This window comes from Geothrix sp. (assembly GCF_020622065.1).
GTDB lineage: Bacteria > Acidobacteriota > Holophagae > Holophagales > Holophagaceae > Geothrix.
This window is the reverse complement of record NZ_JAHRYQ010000002.1, coordinates 353,970-369,723: the sequence shown is the minus strand read 5'-3', so window position 1 is coordinate 369,723 and position 15,754 is coordinate 353,970. Positions and strand designations below refer to the sequence as shown.

Sequence of the window (15,754 nt, the reverse complement as noted above, 5' to 3'; positions counted from 1 at the left end):
GGGGCGTTCGGGCTGAGGGACAGGGCCGTGAGGGTCGCTGAGGTGACGGAGACCTGGGTTTGGGCCGTCACGGCTCCGGAGGTGGCGGTCAGGGTGGCGGTGCCGGCGGCGACGGCCGTCGCCAGCCCGGAACTGTTCACGGAGACGACAGCCGGGGTGGCGCTGGACCAGGTGACGGTGGCCGTCAGATCCCTGGTCGTGCCATCGGAATAGGCGCCCGTCGCCGTCATCTGCCGGGTGGCGCCGAGGGTGAGGGAGGGGCTGTTCGGGCTGAGGGACAGGGCCGTGAGGGTGGCCGTGGCGGCTGGGGGCGCCGGAGGAGCGGGAGGATTGGATCCCCCACCTCCCCCGCAGGCGGTGATCACGAAAGACAGTACGCCCGAGAGCAGGAGGCTCAGGGCGCCGAGGTGGGTTCGGGCGGGGGCGGTGCGCATGGACATCCTCCGGAAGGGGTTCTTCAGCTTCGGGAGGAGCCGGAGGAGGGAGGAGGTGCGCTTCCGAGAAGCCGGTTGGGCCACCTGCAATTGCCGGATGTTGCGGATCCCCCGTAGACTGGTCCCCCCACCCGGAGCCAGCCCTGAGCGCTAGGACGCCCACCGTATTTCTCGATCCCCAGAGCCGGGAGCCGGTCTATCTGCAGATCGCCCACTCCCTCATGCAGGAGATCCACCGCGGACGCCTCCATCCCGGGGATGGCCTGCCGGGCTACCGGACCCTTGGTGAGCGGTTGGGGGTGAGTCGCAACACTGTGATGGCCGCCTACCGGGAGCTGCAGGCGGAGGGTTGGGTGGTCTCCACGCCGGGGGAGGGCAGTGTCGTGGCGCCAGACCCCCCGACCCGGCTGCCTGGGCAGCCTCCTTCGACGGGGACGGTTCCCGAGGGGATCACCATGGGCTTCGATCTGGCATCGGGGCGGCTGGAAGAGGCTCCCAAGGGTTCGCCGGGCCTGCTGAAGGTCGCCAGCGGCCTTCCGGATCCCCGCCTGCTGCCTGGCGCGGAGCTGGCCCGGGCCTACCGCCGGGCCCTGGTCCTGAACCGTCAGCAGAACCTGGAACTGGAGGATCCGCAGGGTCACCCCATGCTGCGCCAGTCGCTGGCACGGATGCTCAGCGAATCCCGGGGCATCGCCGCCTCCCCGGAAAACATCCTGGTCACCCGCGGCAGCCAGATGGCCCTGTTCCTGGTGGGGCAGGCCCTGATCTCGGCCGGCGAGGCCGTGGCGGTCGAGGCCCTGGGCCACCCCGGCGTCTGGGAGGCGTTCGCCCGGGGCGGGGCGCGCTGCCTTCCGGTGCCGGTGGATGCCGAGGGGATGCGCGTCGGCGCCCTGGCGCAGTTGGCGGAATCCGAGCGCCTGCGGGCCGTCTTCGTCACGCCGCTGCGCCAGTACCCCACCCTGGTGGCTCTGTCGGCCGAGCGACGCGCCCGCCTCATGGCCATGGCCCAGGCCCATCGGTTCGCCGTCATCGAGAACGACCAGGACAGCGAGTTCCTCTTCGAGGGCCGTCCGCGGGCCCCCCTGGCGGCCGAGGACCGCGCCGGGGTGGTGATCCATGTCGGCACCCTCAGCAAGATCTTCAGCCCCAACCTGCGCCTGGGTTTCGTGCACGGACCGGCTCCGCTTGTCGCCCGCATGCGCGCCCTGCGGCAGGCCCTCGACCGCCAGGGGGACATGGTGCTGGAGCGGGCCTTTGCCGAGCTGCTGGACGACGGGGCCATCCATCGCCATCTCAACCGCATGCAGCAGACCTACCGGATCCGCCGCGATGTCCTGTGCCGTGCGCTGGATCGCGCCCTGGGCGGGGAGCTGACCTTCCAGGTGCCCGAAGGGGGGCTGGCCTTGTGGGCCCGGGTGGCTGAAGGGGTGGATGTGGACCGCTGGGCGGCCCGGGCCCTCGAGCACGGCGTGGCCTTCCAGCCCGGACGGCGGTTCGCGTTCGATGGCGGTCCGGTGCAGGCCCTGCGCCTGGGCTTCTCGAACTATCCCGAATCCGACCTGGAGGAGGTGGCCCTCCGGATGCGCGCCGCGCTGGGAGAGGGTCGAGCGCTGGGAGAAGACCGATGAGCCTGCTGCTGAGTTCCCTGGATGGGCGCATCACCCTGAAGGGCCTGCTGGGCACCGGCGGCATGGGCGAGGTCCACCGGGCCTGGGATGCAGGCCTGGAGCGCCCCGTGGCGGTGAAGTTCGTGCGCAGCAGCGACCTGAAGGAGGCCGACCGGCTGCTGCTGGAAGCGCGCCTCCAGGCCCGGGTGGAGCATCCGAATGTGGTGCGCGTACACGACACGGGCACGCTGGAAGGGCGCCCCTGCATCCTCCTCCAGCTGGTGGAGGGGCGGACCTTCGCGGACCTCCACGCCAGCGACGACTGGCGGACCAAGGTCGTGCTCGCGGCCCAGGCCGCCCGCGGCCTGGGCGCGGCCCACCGCATGGGCCTGATCCATCGGGATGTGAAGCCGGCCAACATCCTTGTCGAGGACACGGAGGAAGGGCCCCAGGCGCGCCTGTCGGACTTTGGCCTGGCCCGGGACGAGGAGGGCGGGCTCACCCGCTCGGGCCTGATGATGGGCACGGTGGATTTCATGGCCCCGGAGCAGGTGACGGGGGTCGCGCCCGTGGATTTCCGCGCAGACATCTACGGACTGGGCGCCACGCTCTACGCCGTGCTCACGGGCCATCCGCCCTTCAGGACCACGCCGGGTCCCACGGCATCCGCCCCGAGCACCCGTGACCTGCGGGCCGCCACCCCGGAAGGGGACCTCCATCCCGGGGACCTGCTGCGCCGGGTCCTGGAGGAGGAGCCGCGCTCCCTCCGGGCCCAGGTGCCCGGTCTTCCCAAAGATCTGGCCATCATCATCGCCAAGGCCATGGAGAAGGATCCCTCGCGGCGCTACGCCACCGCCGAGGCCCTGGCCGAGGACCTGGAGCGGGCCAGCCGAGGCGAGCCCATCCAGGCGACCCGGGTGGGGCTCCTGGATCAAGTGAACCGCTGGTCCCGGCGGAACCGCATGACGGCCCGCGTCCTCGCGGGGGCGGTGGCTCTGCTCCTGCTGGGCCTGGGCTATACCCTGGTCGCCTCCCGGCGGGCGGGCTTGATTGCGCTGGAGAACGCCCGGCTCGGCGCGGAAGCGGCCGCCATGGAAAGCGTGCTGAAGCGGGAGTACCTGCTGCCGGCCCATGATCTGCGGCCCGTCATTCAGGCCATCCGCCGGAAGATGGCCGTCCTCGCGGTGGATGGGACCCGCGCCGAGGCGCCCCGGGCCTATGCCCTGGGCCGAGGTCACCAGCTCCTGGAGGAATGGCCCGAGGCCCGGGTCCAGCTGGAAAGGGCCCGCTCGCTCGGTTTCAGGACCCAGGAGAGCGAGCTGGTCTATGGCCTCGTCCTGGCCGAACTCTACGATCAGGGCCTCAAGCAGGCCCGGACCATTCCTGACCCCGGAATCCGGCAGGCCCGCCTGGAAGCCCTCCGGGAGGAACTGCTGAAACCCTCCGTGGCCGCCATCCGGGCCCAGGCGGCCGCGATGCCCGAGCGCACCCACACCCTTCTGGGGCAGGTGGACCTGCTGGAGGGCCGCCTGGAGGAGGCGCTCCAGCATGCCAAGGATGCCCAGGCCTCCCCGGTGGAACAGGCCGAAGGCTTGTTCCTGGAAGCCCGGATCCTGGTCGAGAAGCGGGAGCTGTTGTATGTGAAGCACGCCCACCAGGAGGCCATGGGGGCCCTTCAGGCCGCGGCCCGCGCGCTGGAAGCGGCCCGCCTGATCGCCCGGAGCGATCCCAGGGTGGCCGAGGCCCTGGTGCAGTGCAGCCTTCTGATGGCCAGCCACCAGAGATCGCTCGGCGCTCCGACGGCCGAGACATTGGCCCAGGCCCGGACCTGGTTCGAGGAGGCCAAGGCCCTGCATGGAGACGAAGGCCGGCTGGCCGTCATCGAGGCGGTCCTGTGGCAGCGCCTCAGCATGTCGAAAAAGGATGTGGGGCAGAGCGGCGTCCAGGAGGACACCGCCGCCCTGGAGCTGCTGCGCCAGGCTGTCATCCGGTACCCCCTGCAGACGGACCTCTACCGCCATCTGGCCAATGCGTACTACAGCTACTGCTACGCCAAGGTCGCCGCCGGCGAGGACCCCGGGAACAGCTTCGAGCTGGGCTATCAGGCCGTGGAGTCGGCCCTGAAGCTCTCCCCGCAGGATTGGCGGCTTCCCTATACGGGGGCCCTGCTGGCTCAACCCGAGAGCCTGTATCTGAACACCCGCGGGCTCGATGCCCGGGCGGCCGCCCAGCGGGGCATCCAGTACGCGGAACGGGCCATCCGCCTCGGGGCCGCGGCGAATGCGAAGGGGATCCGGGCGGATTGCCTGGTGGAACTGGCCAAGGCGCAGTACGGGGCTGGGGAAGATCCTACGGGAACCCTCCAGCGGATCATGGAGGACAACGCCCAGGGCGTCAGCCTGGCCCCGACGGATCAGATCATGCGCATCAACGCCACGGCGGCGGCCATCCAGGCCGCCCAGCTGGTCCGGAACCTCAAGGGGGACATCCGGCCCTACCTTGAGAAAGCGGCCCAGTGGAACGAGGGGAGCCAGCCCAAGTACATCGAGGCCCAGCGGAACCGGCTGGACCTCCGGTTGCTCCAAGTGCAGGCGGGCCCGCGGGAGGGGCAGCTGGAGGCCTGCGACCGCCTCATCCAGGACTGCCAGTCGGTGGAGAAGCAATTCCACACCCCGCTGCCCTTCCAGTCGGGATCGGCCTGGCGGCTGAAGGCCCGGCTGCAGCTCCAGGCGGGCGTGGATCCGTCCGCGGCTTTCGCGGAAGCGCGCAAACAGTTCCTGGGCATGGAGAAAGAGAACCCCTCGAATGTGCAGGCCTACGCGGAGACCGCCTTCACCTGCCTGGAGGAGGCCCGGTGGCGCCTGGCCCGGGGGCCGGCTTCTCCGAGGCCCCTCGAGGCGGCCCGGGCGGCGCTGGACCGCTTCCGGAAGGTGCAGGCCGATCAGACGCTCCTGTTCGCCCTGGAGGCGGCGCTGCTGCGCCTGGAGGCCGGGCTCGCCCCCGCCGATCAGAGGGCCCCGATCCTGGAACAGGCCAGTGGGCTGTGGAACCGGGCCCTGACGCGCAATCGCCACCTCGGCATCCATCCGGAATTTGCGGGCCTTCACCTCGGTTCCTAGCCGCCTTCTTGAAAGGCCCGGTCAGCAGGGACCGGGGCGGGACAGGCAGGCGTTGGCCTTGTCGCCGCAGGTCTGGATGAGCCGCGTGCGGGCGTCGGCCTCGGCTTGGCGGGCCGCTGCGGCCCGCTGTTCCGCATGCGTCAAGGTGCTCCCCGCCGCGGCCAGCTCTCCGAGGATGAACTCGGCGGCGAGCAGGGCGGCCCCCGCGGCCACGGCCAGCACGGCGGCGACGGCATAGCCGATCACCGGGATGAGGGTGGCCGCGGCCGCCGAGGCGGCCAGGACGATCGCCACGCCCGTGGCGACCGCAAGATCGGAGCGGAGGTTGTCCACGGTGCGCTGGGCTGCGGCCGCGGCGGCTTCAGCCTGGCAGCGCTCCAGCCGCCGCTGGTCCCACTCGGCGCAGAGCACGCTGCAATCGCTTGAATCCGAGGGGGTGCCCACGGGGGTGTCCCCTGGCGTCCGGTTGGACTGGGTGATGTGGCCGCCGATGAACGGCAGGACCAGGGCGGCAAGGACGACGAGCACGATGATCACGACCATGGAGGACTCCTGGGAGGGGGGTGGGAAGAGGACTGGCGGGACCGGGTGGCCCCTACGGAGAGCCAGGGGCCAGGGGCAAGGCTCGCGTCCTGGTTTCGCGCGCCCCAGGTACGCCCTTCGGAAAGCGGCTGGGCCACCCCTGACCGGGCCCTCGCCGCGGACTGGCCCAACCCCTTTCGGGAAAGTGGGCCTGGGGGGCGGTGCCCCCACCTCCGAGCCTGAGATCGCGCGGCGACCGCCGCCGGTGCGGAGTCCCCTGGGAATCCGCATCCTCCCGCACGGCTGCTACCTATGGGGGCCTCATGCACCACCGTCATCTGTTGGGCGCGCTTCTCTGCTTCCTCGCCGCTTGCGGTGGCGGTGGCGGCGGAGGTGGCGCTGATGCTGTGTCCAAGGGGCCCGCCCTTCCGGCGGTGCCCTCCTGGCAGGCGCCCGTGAGCCTTGCCGACTCGGGGTACCAGGATGGGGCCCTACTGGCGGGGGATGGGAAGGGCGGTGTCTTCGCGGCCTGGACGCGGACGGGCACAGATGCGGGGGGCACGCCCTACTGGGAGCAGGTGGCCGCCCGCCTGCGCGCCGACGGCATCTGGGAAACCCCCCAGGTCATGGATGTGACCAGCGGCAGCAACCGCTTCCAGACGCCCGTGGCCGCCCTCGATGCCCGGGGGAAGGGGTTCGTCGCCTGGCTCGAGGCCGTGCCCCGCAGCACGACCACGCTGATGCGGACGGTGTCCGTGGATCTGGGGGCGGGCTCGCCATTCGGCACCCGGACGACGGCCCTGGCGGTGGATTTGAAGAACCCCTCGGACCTGCACCTGGCCACCGGCGCCGATGGCAGCGCCCTTGCCGCCTGGTCGGTCCTCCGGACGGACGCCAGCCTGGGGGTGGATTTCAACATCGTCCAGGTCGCCCGCCTCGAGGCGGGCGGGGCGTGGGGCGCCCCGCATTCCCACCACCTGAACATGTACTCCCGGCAGTTCATCCATGACCTGGTGGGCGATGGGCGGGGAGCCTACACCCTCGATTTCTCCACCGGCGACGATGCCTGGGTGGACAACGAGGCCGTGGACTATGCCCTCGGCACCAGCACCGCGACCGGGATCGGGGGATGGCAGCCCCTTTCCCAGCAGGCCCTGCCGACTGGGCATCCCCCGGTCTGGAGCCTGGCCGCGGACGGCCGCCTGGAGACCTGGCTTCTCTACGGTGTGGCGGGGGAGGGGGATCCCCGACGACAGGCCTGGCCCCGCAGCCGCTCGGCCTCGGGGGCGTGGACGGTGGGCGAGAAGGTGAACCTGCCCCTTCCGGCCACCAGTCTGGCGGCTTTCCGCGAAGCCGACGGGGCCGGGTGGATGGCCGGAACGGGCCCCGAGGGCCTCTGGGTGGCACCCTTGTCCGGCCTCTCGCCGGGCGCGGCCCGGACGCTCCTGCCGGCCGCCACGCGGACCGAAGGGCTGGTGGGGGCTCGGGATGCTTCGGGCCGCCCAGTCCTGCTTTGGATCCAGCGCGGGTCGGCCGGTGCCTATGAGGGCATCGGATTCTCCCGCTGGGATGGCACCGCCTGGACCTCGTCCACGATCCTCTCCGGCACCGCCGGGAAGACGATTCAACGCCTCGTCGCCCAGCCTGGACCTGGAGGCCTCCTGGCGGGCTGGGTGGAGGTGGGGGATCGGATTCTCCTGTTCCGGACGGCGCTCTGGAGATGAGGCCGCTCCGCAAGCAGGAGTGGCCCAGGCCATTTCCCGGAAGCGTGTCTGGGGTGGGTCGGGGCCGGACTGCACTCTGACTCCCATTCCCAAGGTGTGTCATGAACCGACGATTCCAGGCCTCCCTGCAACTCCCCTCGGTTGTCCTCGTCTCCTGCCTTCTCGCCTGTGGCGGTGGCGGCGGGGGCGGAGGAAGCACACCCGTGCCGCCGGCCGCCGCGGACTTCAGCCTCCAGGTGGTGCCTGGGAGCCTTCAGATCCCCGCGGGCGGCAGCGGTTTCATCACCCTCACCCTGTCGCGCCTGAACGGGTTCTCGTCGGCCGTCGCCATCACGGGCGTCGGGTTCCCCGCCGGCGTGGTCGTCAGTGGAACCGTGCCGGCCGGAGCGAGCACGCTGCAACTCCCCGTGGTGGTGGGGACGAATGTGCTGCCCTCGGCCTACACCGGTCTCAGCCTCCGGGGCCAGGCAGGGACGCTCGGCCACGAGGCGCCCTTCAGCCTCACGGTGGCCCAGGCGCTGACGCCGGGCCAGCTTCGCGACGACCTGGTGCAGGCGGCCGGCGGGCGTCAGACCGGGGGCGTCTATGAGAACCAGGCCGTGGTGAGGGAGGGCATTTCGATCCTGACGGCCAGGGATGTGAACGACGGCACCCGTGCTCGCCACGGGTTCTACCCCAGCGGCGTGCCCACCGATCGCTGATCGACATCCGCGACCCCCCCTCTTTCTGGAGTCCCCATGCGACACCCCCTGAATTCCCGCCTCCTGGCCCTTGCCTTCCTCGCGGGCCCGGCCTTGGTGGCACAGGCGCCGCCAATCCCGCCGGCCCCACCCCCGCCCGTACTGGCCTACCAGGGGCGCCTGACGGAGGCGGGCCTGCCCGTCACCGGAACACGGGCCTTCGTGTTCTCGATCCTGGATGGTGCCGGGGTCGAGCTCTGGACCTCCGGGAACCAGACCGTGTCGGTCAATTCCGGTCTTTACGCGGTGCTGCTGGGGGCGCCACCGATGCCCGCCGTGGCCACCACGCTGCTGGCCCAGCCGAACCTCAAGCTGCATGTCGTCGTCGCCGGCAACGCGCTTTCGCCGGATGCGGATCTGGTGCCCGCCCTCCAGGCGCGCTCCGCTTTCGAGGTGAGCGGGGCTTTCGCGGGAGACATCGGCGGCACGCAGAACGCCACCACCCTGCTCCAGCTGCAGGGCATCCCGCTGGATCTCACGACGCTTCCGCCCGCCTCGGGCCAGGGACTCGTCTACAACGGCGCCAAGTGGATTCCCGGCGCCGTGGCCGGCACGCCTGGGCCCACGGGGCCCCAGGGACCCGCAGGCCCGGAAGGTCCCATGGGCCTGATGGGTCCCACGGGTCCGGCCGGGTCAATCGGCCCAATCGGGCTGACCGGGCCCCAGGGACCCGCCGGGGCGAGCCCCTTCACTTTGAACGGGGCGAATGCGGTGCTCACCACCGGCAAAGTGGGCATCGGCACGGCCACGCCGGTCCTTCCCCTGGATGTCTCCGGGAGCATCGGGCTCACGGGCCACCTCTTCATGGGGAACAGCGTTCCCATGCTCCACAAGTTCTCCGCCCCGGGCACTGCGGGCGGCAACACCTTCGTGGGCGTCGGCTCAGGCAATCTCGGCCTTCCCGCCCAGACGGCCAACCCGCAGTGGGCTTCCTACAACACGGGCACGGGCAGCAGCGCCCTCAACGCCCTCACGACCGGATCCTGGAATACCGCCGTCGGCGCCTCCAGCCTCCTGTCCAACACTTCCGCCGGCACGAATACGGCCGTGGGCGCCCGCACCCTGGCGTTGCAGTCCTTCAGCAACGGAGGCGTGGCCTGGGATGCCTGGAACACCGCCATGGGGTTCGAGGCGCTGTACGCCAACCAGCCCATCAGCACCTTCAACGGCGACCGGAACACCGCCGTGGGAGCGGTGGCCCTGCGGAACAACACCACCGGTCGCACCAACACCGCCGTGGGCGTGGACAGCCTCCAGCAGAACACCACCGGCGAAGGCAATGTGGCCGTGGGTTTCGAGTCCCTGCTGGGGAACACCACCGGCTACTCGAATGTCGCCGTGGGCAACCAGGCCCTCAATTCGAGTGGCAGCAGCTTTAGCAATACCGCCGTGGGCACGGAGAGCCTCAAGTTCTTCAACGACGGCTCGGGCAACACAGGCATCGGCCAGCTGGCCCTCAGCGCGCTGGGCTCAGGAAACAACAATGCGGCCTTGGGACTGGGGGCTGGCGCCCTGCTCCAGACCGGCAGTGGCAACCTCTACCTCGCCCACTCCGGCTCGGCCACCGAGAGCAACACCACCCGCATCGGCAAGACGCAGACCCGCGCGTTCATGGCCGGAGTCTTTGCCACCACCACGGGCCACCCCACCACCCTCCTTGTGCAAGTGGACCAGAACGGACAGCTGGGCACGGCCGCCTCCTCCCGGCGCTACAAGCAGGACATCGAGGACATGGGCGCGGTGACCGATCGTCTGTTCGACCTTCGGCCCGTCACCTTCCACTACAAGGCCCATCCCGAGGGTCCCACCCATTTCGGCCTCATCGCCGAGGAGGTGGACCAGGTGATGCCCGAACTGGTGGTCAGAGGCCGGGACGGCCAGATCGAAACCGTGGCCTACCAGGAGCTGGCGCCCATGCTGCTCAACGAAGTGCAGAAGCAGCGCCGGGAACTCCAGGTCCTGAAGGCCGAACTGGAGGCGATCCGCACGGCTCTCAGCCGACCTGGGCAGCGCTACTGACCACCCGCGCATTCCCGCGCATCGAAGGACACCGCCTTTCCTTGAGTCCCTTTTCCCGGAGCCGATCATGACCCTCGCCCTTCCCACCTCCCCCCGCCTTGTGCTGGCCATCAGCGGCCTGGCCTTCCTCCTCGCCTGCGGTGGCGGGGGGGGAAGCACCAGCAGCAGCGCGCCGAAGCCCCTGCCCACGGGGCCTCGCCTGACCACCACGCCGTCCGCCCAGGCCGGCTACCGGGGCGATCAGGTCACCTTCCGGGTGGCGGCGGAAGGGACGGGTCTCAGCTACCAGTGGCTCCGCAACGGCAGCGTCATCGCCGGAGCCACGACCGACTCCTTCGTCCTGCCGGTCCAGGCGGCGGATGACCAGGCGCGCTACAGCGTGCGGGTCACCGCCTCGGCGGGGGGCATCACCACCAGCCCGGAGGCGGTGCTGGATGTGCTCTATGCGGACCCGGCCGTGTCGGCGGGCCACGACCACGCCCTCGCCATCACGACGAAGGGCAAGGTCTACGCTTGGGGCGTGGGCGCGAACGGTCAGCTGGGCCTCGGCGACTACCAGGCCCGCATGGTCCCCACCGCCGTGGCCCTGCCCGGTCCGGCGGTGCAGGTGGCGGCGGGCTGGGGGCATTCCCTCGCGTTGTTGGCCGATGGCCGCGTCTTCGCCTGGGGGACCAATGTCTCGGGCCAGCTCGGCGATGGCACCACGACCATGCGGAATGTCCCCGCCCCGGTGCCGGGTCTGAGCGGCGCGGTCTACCTCACCTGCGGATACAACCACAACCTGGCGGTGAAGTCGGACCAGTCGATGTGGGTGTGGGGCTACAACTCCCACGGACAGCTCGGCCTGGGAGACAAGGCCAATCGCCTGGTTCCGACCCAGAGTCCCATCTCCGCCCAGGCCCTGGCGGGCGCCTCGCTCGGCGAACTGCACACCCTGCTGGTCGGGCTCAGCGGCGACCTCTTCGGCTGCGGGGACAACGGATATGGACAGCTGGGTTTCCCCTATTCCCCCACCACCGAATACCTGGCGTTCACGCAGATCCTCGCCCGCGGCGCGAAGGCCGCCCGGGCCTTCTCCCTCTATTCGACGATGCTGGGGACGGATGGCCTTCCCTACGGCACCGGGGAGAATGTGTATGGGCAGCTGGGCGACGGCAGCTTCACCACCCGCTACGGCTTCGTCCCCATGGGCACAGCGGGCCTCAATACCGGAAGCACGCTGGATGCGCCCATCCCCGGCCAGTACCACACCCACCTGTTGAACACGGCCGGGGATGTGGCCAGCACGGGCTACAACTGGTACGGGCAGCTGGGATTCGGGGCGCCTTCCACCACCTCCACCACCTCGCCCCAGGCGCTTCCCGGGCTCAAGGTCCTGGCCCTGAGCGCAGGTTCCATGTCCACCTATGCGGTCCTGCCGGACCTCTCGGTGAAGGCCTGGGGCTACAACAACAATGGCCGGCTGGGCGATGGCACCGCCACCGATCGCCCCGCGCCCACGACGGTCCCGGGCCTGTTCCTGGGACCCGTTCCCACGGGCATCACACCCCCGGCGCCGACGGCCCCCCGCGGTCTGCAGGCGAAGGCCCCGGCCAGATTCTCATAGATCCTGCCTATTGGAGCAGCGCCTTCACCTGGTGGAGGCGCTGCTCTTTTTCCTCGGCCTGACCGCGCAGCTTGGCTACGGCAGCCTCGGGCGCCTTGGTGACGAAGCTGTCGTCGGCCAGGCGGGCACGCAGGGGCTCGAGTTCCTTCTCGAGCTTGGCCAGCTCCTTTTCGAGCTTGGCCTTTTCGGCGGCGGGATCCTTGAGGCCCGCCAGCTCCAGAGCCACGGCCCCGCCCGCCACCACGGCCACGACGCGCGTGGGCGAGGCGATGTCCCCCTGGGTGAAGGCCACTGACTCCAGCCGGGCGATGGATTTCAGGGCTTCAGCGAAGGGCTCCAGATCGGTGATGGAACAGAGCGCCGGCACCCGCTTGGCAGGATCAACGCCCTGCTCGGCCTTGAGGCGCAGGATGGCCGACAGCACTTCCTGGAACCGGGGGATGATCGCGGCGTCGCCGCCCCGGACCTGGAGGATCTTCTCGTTCACGGGCCAGGAACGCTGGGCCAGCAGGCGCGGCTCTCCTGCGGGCAGGCGCCCGTCCATCATCGCCTCGTGGATCTCCTCGGTCAGGAAGGGCACGAAGGGGTGCAGGGCCCGGAGCAGGAGGTCGAGGAAGTGGAGGATGGCGGCCTTCTGGCCCTTGGTTCCGCTCTGGAGCTGCACCTTGGCCAGCTCGATGTAGGTGGCGCAGAAATCATCCCAGACCAGGTGGTAGAGCAGATCCGAGGCCTCGTGGAAGCGGAATTCCTCGAGGGCCTTGGTGACCGCCGCGAGGCTGTCGCGCATGCGGCCGATCATCCAGTACTCGGCTTCGCCGAATTCGGGTTCCGTGGCCAGGGTGATCGACTCGTCCAGGTTCATCTGCACGAACCGGGATGCGTTCCACAGCTTGTTGCAGAAATTCCGGCTGGCCTCGAGGCGCGCGGTGCTCATGGCGATGTCCGTGCCCGGCGCGGCCATGATGGCCAGCGAGAAGCGCAGGGCGTCGGTGCCGTACTCCTCCATCACCTCCAGGGGGTCGATGACATTCCCCTTGGTCTTGCTCATCTTCTGGCCGCTGGCGTCGCGCACCAGGCTGTTGAAGTAGACCTTGCGGAAGGGCACCTCGCCCATCCAGGTGAGGCCCGCCATGGCCATGCGTGCCACCCAGAAGAACAGGATGTCGTAGCCCGTGATGAGCACGCTGGTGGGGTAGTAGCGCTTCAGCTCTTCGGTTTCGTCGGGCCACCCGAAGACGCTGAAGGGCCACAGGGCCGAACTGAACCAGGTGTCCAAGGTATCCGGGTCCTGCTTCAGTTCGTTTGCTCCGCAGGCGTGGCAGGCGGAAGGCTGCTCCAACTCCACATGGAGCTCCCCGCACTTGGCACAGGTCCAGGCGGGAATGCGGTGGCCCCAGACCAGCTGGCGGCTGATGCACCAGTCCTGGATGTTGGTGAGCCAGTGGTTCCACACGGCCGTGTGGTGCTCGGGCGTGAACTGGATGGCGCCGGAGTTCACGGCTTCCAGGGCCTTGGCGGCGGCCTCCTTCACATCCATGAACCACTGCTCGCTGACGAGCGGCTCCAACACGGCGCCACTGCGGTCGCTGAGGCTGATCTTGTGGGTGTAATCCTCGACCTTGACCAGGAAACCCTGCTCCTCCAGATCCGCCACCACGCGCTTGCGGGCCTCGAAGCGGTCCAGGCCCGCGTAGGCGCCCGCGGCAGCGGTCATCTTGGCGTCGAAGCCGATGATGGTGATGGAGTCCAGCTTCAGGCGCTGGCCCGCGGCGAAGTCGTTGGGATCGTGGGCCGGCGTCACCTTCACGCAGCCCGTGCCGAAGGCGGGATCCACAAAGCTGTCCGCCACCACGGGGATCTGGCGGCCCGTGAGGGGGTGGTTCATGAGCTTGCCGATCATGCCCTGGTAGCGCTCGTCGTCGGGATGCACGGCCACGGCCGTATCGCCCAGCATGGTCTCGGGCCGGGTGGTGGCGACGACCACATCGCCGCTGCCATCCGCCAGGGGGTAGCGCAGGTGCCAGAGCTTGCCGCGGCGCTCCTCGTATTTCACCTCCAGGTCGCTCAGGGCTGTCTGGAGGGCGGGATCCCACTGGATCATGCGGGGGCCGCGGTAGATGCGGCCGGCCTTGTAGCTTTCGACGAAGACCTTGCGCACGGCCTTGTTGAGGGACGGGTCCAGGGTAAAGCGGTTGCGGGTCCAGTCCACGGAGCAGCCCAGGCGCTTCAGCTGGTGCTCGATGGCGCCCTGGTTCTTCTCCTTCCAGTCCCAGATGCGCTTTTCAAAGGCATCGCGCCCCAGCTGGTGGCGGTCCGTGCCCTCGGCCTTGAGCTGGCGCTCGACCATCATCTGCGTGGCGATGCCCGCGTGGTCCGTGCCGGGAACCCAGAGGGCGTCGAAGCCCTGGGCCCGCTTGAAGCGTGTGAGCACATCGTGGAGTGTGTTCACGAGGGCGTGCCCCATGTGCAGGTTGCCCGTGATGTTGGGCGGCGGGATCACGATGGACCAGGGCGCCTTGCCACTGGTGGGGGCGGCCTCGAAGGCCTTGGATTCTTCCCAGACCTCGTACCAGCGCGTCTGCGCCGTCTTGAAGTCGAAAGCCTTGTCCATCTCTCGCATTGCCATCCTTCGTCTTGGCCCTTCCCGGCTCCCAATCGGCGCTGCCGATGGGGAGAAGGTGAATGGGACTTCATAGGACCAGCCAGCCCAATGGGTCAGTTTACCCGTGGAAGGAGGCGGCTTCCAGGCGGGGAACCGGGAAGGCGGCCGTTGTCATAAATACGATATGATGGTCATCATTCGTCCATGACGGGACGGGAGGCCTCATGAATCCTCGACGGATCGCGGCTCTGGGGGCGTCGGGCCTCCTGGTTGCAGGCATCTGCACCGGACAGGAGCGGCCACTGGTCGCGCCCCACGCCAAGGCGAAGGTGATCTGCACCGACTGTCACCAGAAGGAGAAGCCCACCACGGCGGCGGTGCCGGACGAGGCCTGCATGGTCTGCCACGGCGACTACCCGGCCATGAAGGCGCTGACGAAGGATGCCAAGCCCAACCCCCACGCCTCGCCACACGACCCGATCCTCTGCACGGAGTGCCACCGGCAGCACAAGCCGCCGGTGGTGAAGTGCCTGGAATGCCATGAAGGGAAGTTCACCTTCAAGATCAAGTGACCGCCCGGGGATGACAAGATGGAGGGGTTCCAGTGAGCGCCCCATGCCTTTCCGATGTCTCCTCCTTTTTTCGGTCCTGATCCTCGGGGCGGTTCCGGCCGGGGCGGGGGCCCTGCTTGAGGGGCGGGTGCTGCCCTACCGCCAGGTGGAGGTCAGTGCGCCGGTTTCGAGCCGGATCACGGAGATGCGCGTGAAGGAGGGCGAGGTCGTGAAGGCGGGCCAGCCCCTGGCCCTGCTCTACGGGAAGCTGGAGGAGCTGGAGATGCAGCGGGCCAAGGCCCTGCTGGAGCGTCGGGAGTTCGAGGCCAAGGGGGCCAGGCGCCTCTACGACAACAAGGTCATCCCTGAGGCCCGGGCCCTGGAGTCGCGCATCGATCTGGAGCTGGCGCGGCTTCAATACGAGACGGCGGCGGAGCAGGTGAGGCTCCGGACCATCGTGGCCCCCATGGATGGCGTGGTGGTGACCCGCTACCGCGAGGAGGGCGAGGCGGTGTCCGGAGGCCAGCCGATGTTCCGCCTCATGGACTTGAGCCAGGTGGTGGTCCAGTGTGCCGCGAGTCCGGACTCTCTGGCCGAGTTCGCACTTGGCCGGAAAGTGCCAGTGCGCTTCCCCGACCCCGGCGGCTCCGCGAGTGCCGAGGGAGAGGTGGTCCTGGTGGATCCCTGCACGGACGCGGCGGGCAAGGTTCGCGTGAAGGTGGTGGTGGCGAACCCGGAGAGACGCATCCGCGCCGGTCTCAGGGCCCAGGTGTTGGCCCCGGAAGGCCCCTGAAGAACCTCCCGGGGGCCGCGCTCTCCCGCTCTGAATG

11 protein-coding genes are annotated in these 15,754 nt (G+C 69.6%); 8 read left to right on the top strand and 3 right to left on the bottom strand.

What is annotated here, in order from left to right; all coding sequences use genetic code 11:
- On the bottom strand, positions 1-434 hold a 434-nt coding region (locus QZ647_RS11160; RefSeq protein WP_291272234.1), incomplete at its 3' end, for an Ig-like domain-containing protein.
- Between the two features lie 143 nt (positions 435-577).
- On the opposite strand from QZ647_RS11160, the gene QZ647_RS11155 reads away from it, so the two are divergent.
- Both QZ647_RS11155 and QZ647_RS11150 read left to right on the top strand, forming a co-directional pair.
- Positions 578-2,062, top strand: coding sequence for a PLP-dependent aminotransferase family protein (locus QZ647_RS11155; RefSeq protein WP_366526183.1), 1,485 nt, complete (start codon positions 578-580; stop codon positions 2,060-2,062).
- Positions 2,059-5,160, top strand: coding sequence for a serine/threonine-protein kinase (locus tag QZ647_RS11150; protein WP_291272233.1), 3,102 nt, complete (start codon positions 2,059-2,061; stop codon positions 5,158-5,160). The genes QZ647_RS11155 and QZ647_RS11150 overlap by 4 nt, the downstream gene beginning before the upstream one ends.
- A 21-nt stretch (positions 5,161-5,181) precedes the next feature.
- Here QZ647_RS11150 and QZ647_RS11145 read toward each other — a convergent pair whose 3' ends face one another.
- Positions 5,182-5,703, bottom strand: a complete 522-nt coding sequence (locus QZ647_RS11145; protein WP_291272232.1) for a hypothetical protein — start codon at positions 5,701-5,703, stop codon at positions 5,182-5,184.
- Between the two features lie 302 nt (positions 5,704-6,005).
- On the opposite strand from QZ647_RS11145, the gene QZ647_RS11140 reads away from it, so the two are divergent.
- The 4 genes from QZ647_RS11140 (at position 6,006) to QZ647_RS11125 (ending at position 11,771) form a co-directional block, all read left to right on the top strand.
- The gene (locus QZ647_RS11140) at positions 6,006-7,406 is read left to right on the top strand and encodes a hypothetical protein (RefSeq protein ID WP_291272231.1); all 1,401 of its coding nucleotides are present in this window, start codon (positions 6,006-6,008) and stop codon (positions 7,404-7,406) included.
- A 101-nt stretch (positions 7,407-7,507) separates the two neighbouring features.
- Positions 7,508-8,107: a hypothetical protein gene (locus tag QZ647_RS11135; protein WP_291272230.1), complete on the top strand. Its 600-nt coding sequence runs from the start codon at positions 7,508-7,510 to the stop codon at positions 8,105-8,107.
- A gap of 36 nt (positions 8,108-8,143) precedes the next feature.
- The gene (locus QZ647_RS11130) at positions 8,144-10,165 is read left to right on the top strand and encodes a tail fiber domain-containing protein (protein ID WP_291272229.1); all 2,022 of its coding nucleotides are present in this window, start codon (positions 8,144-8,146) and stop codon (positions 10,163-10,165) included.
- Between the two features lie 67 nt (positions 10,166-10,232).
- Entirely contained in the window at positions 10,233-11,771 is a 1,539-nt protein-coding gene (locus QZ647_RS11125; protein WP_291272228.1) for a hypothetical protein, read from the top strand.
- Between the two features lie 7 nt (positions 11,772-11,778).
- Here QZ647_RS11125 and QZ647_RS11120 read toward each other — a convergent pair whose 3' ends face one another.
- Positions 11,779-14,382 (bottom strand): valine--tRNA ligase, encoded by a 2,604-nt coding sequence (locus QZ647_RS11120; protein ID WP_291272227.1) that lies wholly within the window; start codon positions 14,380-14,382, stop codon positions 11,779-11,781.
- A 215-nt stretch (positions 14,383-14,597) separates the two neighbouring features.
- On the opposite strand from QZ647_RS11120, the gene QZ647_RS11115 reads away from it, so the two are divergent.
- The gene (locus QZ647_RS11115) at positions 14,598-14,945 is read left to right on the top strand and encodes a cytochrome c3 family protein (RefSeq protein WP_291272226.1); all 348 of its coding nucleotides are present in this window, start codon (positions 14,598-14,600) and stop codon (positions 14,943-14,945) included.
- 43 nt (positions 14,946-14,988) lie between these two features.
- Positions 14,989-15,717 (top strand): efflux RND transporter periplasmic adaptor subunit, encoded by a 729-nt coding sequence (locus QZ647_RS11110; RefSeq protein ID WP_291272225.1) that lies wholly within the window; start codon positions 14,989-14,991, stop codon positions 15,715-15,717.
- The last annotated feature ends 37 nt before the right edge of the window (positions 15,718-15,754 follow it).

What these genes read in the sequence shown, in the direction of transcription:
- QZ647_RS11150 (WP_291272233.1), top strand. Translation starts at nt 2,059, where the DNA reads ATGAGCCTGCTGCTGAGTTCCCTGGATGGGCGCATCACCCTGAAGGGC.
- QZ647_RS11145 (WP_291272232.1), bottom strand. Translation starts at nt 5,703, where the DNA reads ATGGTCGTGATCATCGTGCTCGTCGTCCTTGCCGCCCTGGTCCTGCCG.
- QZ647_RS11140 (WP_291272231.1), top strand. Translation starts at nt 6,006, where the DNA reads ATGCACCACCGTCATCTGTTGGGCGCGCTTCTCTGCTTCCTCGCCGCT.
- QZ647_RS11135 (WP_291272230.1), top strand. Translation starts at nt 7,508, where the DNA reads ATGAACCGACGATTCCAGGCCTCCCTGCAACTCCCCTCGGTTGTCCTC.
- QZ647_RS11130 (WP_291272229.1), top strand. Translation starts at nt 8,144, where the DNA reads ATGCGACACCCCCTGAATTCCCGCCTCCTGGCCCTTGCCTTCCTCGCG.
- QZ647_RS11125 (WP_291272228.1), top strand. Translation starts at nt 10,233, where the DNA reads ATGACCCTCGCCCTTCCCACCTCCCCCCGCCTTGTGCTGGCCATCAGC.
- QZ647_RS11120 (WP_291272227.1), bottom strand. Translation starts at nt 14,382, where the DNA reads ATGGACAAGGCTTTCGACTTCAAGACGGCGCAGACGCGCTGGTACGAG.
- QZ647_RS11115 (WP_291272226.1), top strand. Translation starts at nt 14,598, where the DNA reads ATGAATCCTCGACGGATCGCGGCTCTGGGGGCGTCGGGCCTCCTGGTT.
- QZ647_RS11110 (WP_291272225.1), top strand. Translation starts at nt 14,989, where the DNA reads ATGCCTTTCCGATGTCTCCTCCTTTTTTCGGTCCTGATCCTCGGGGCG.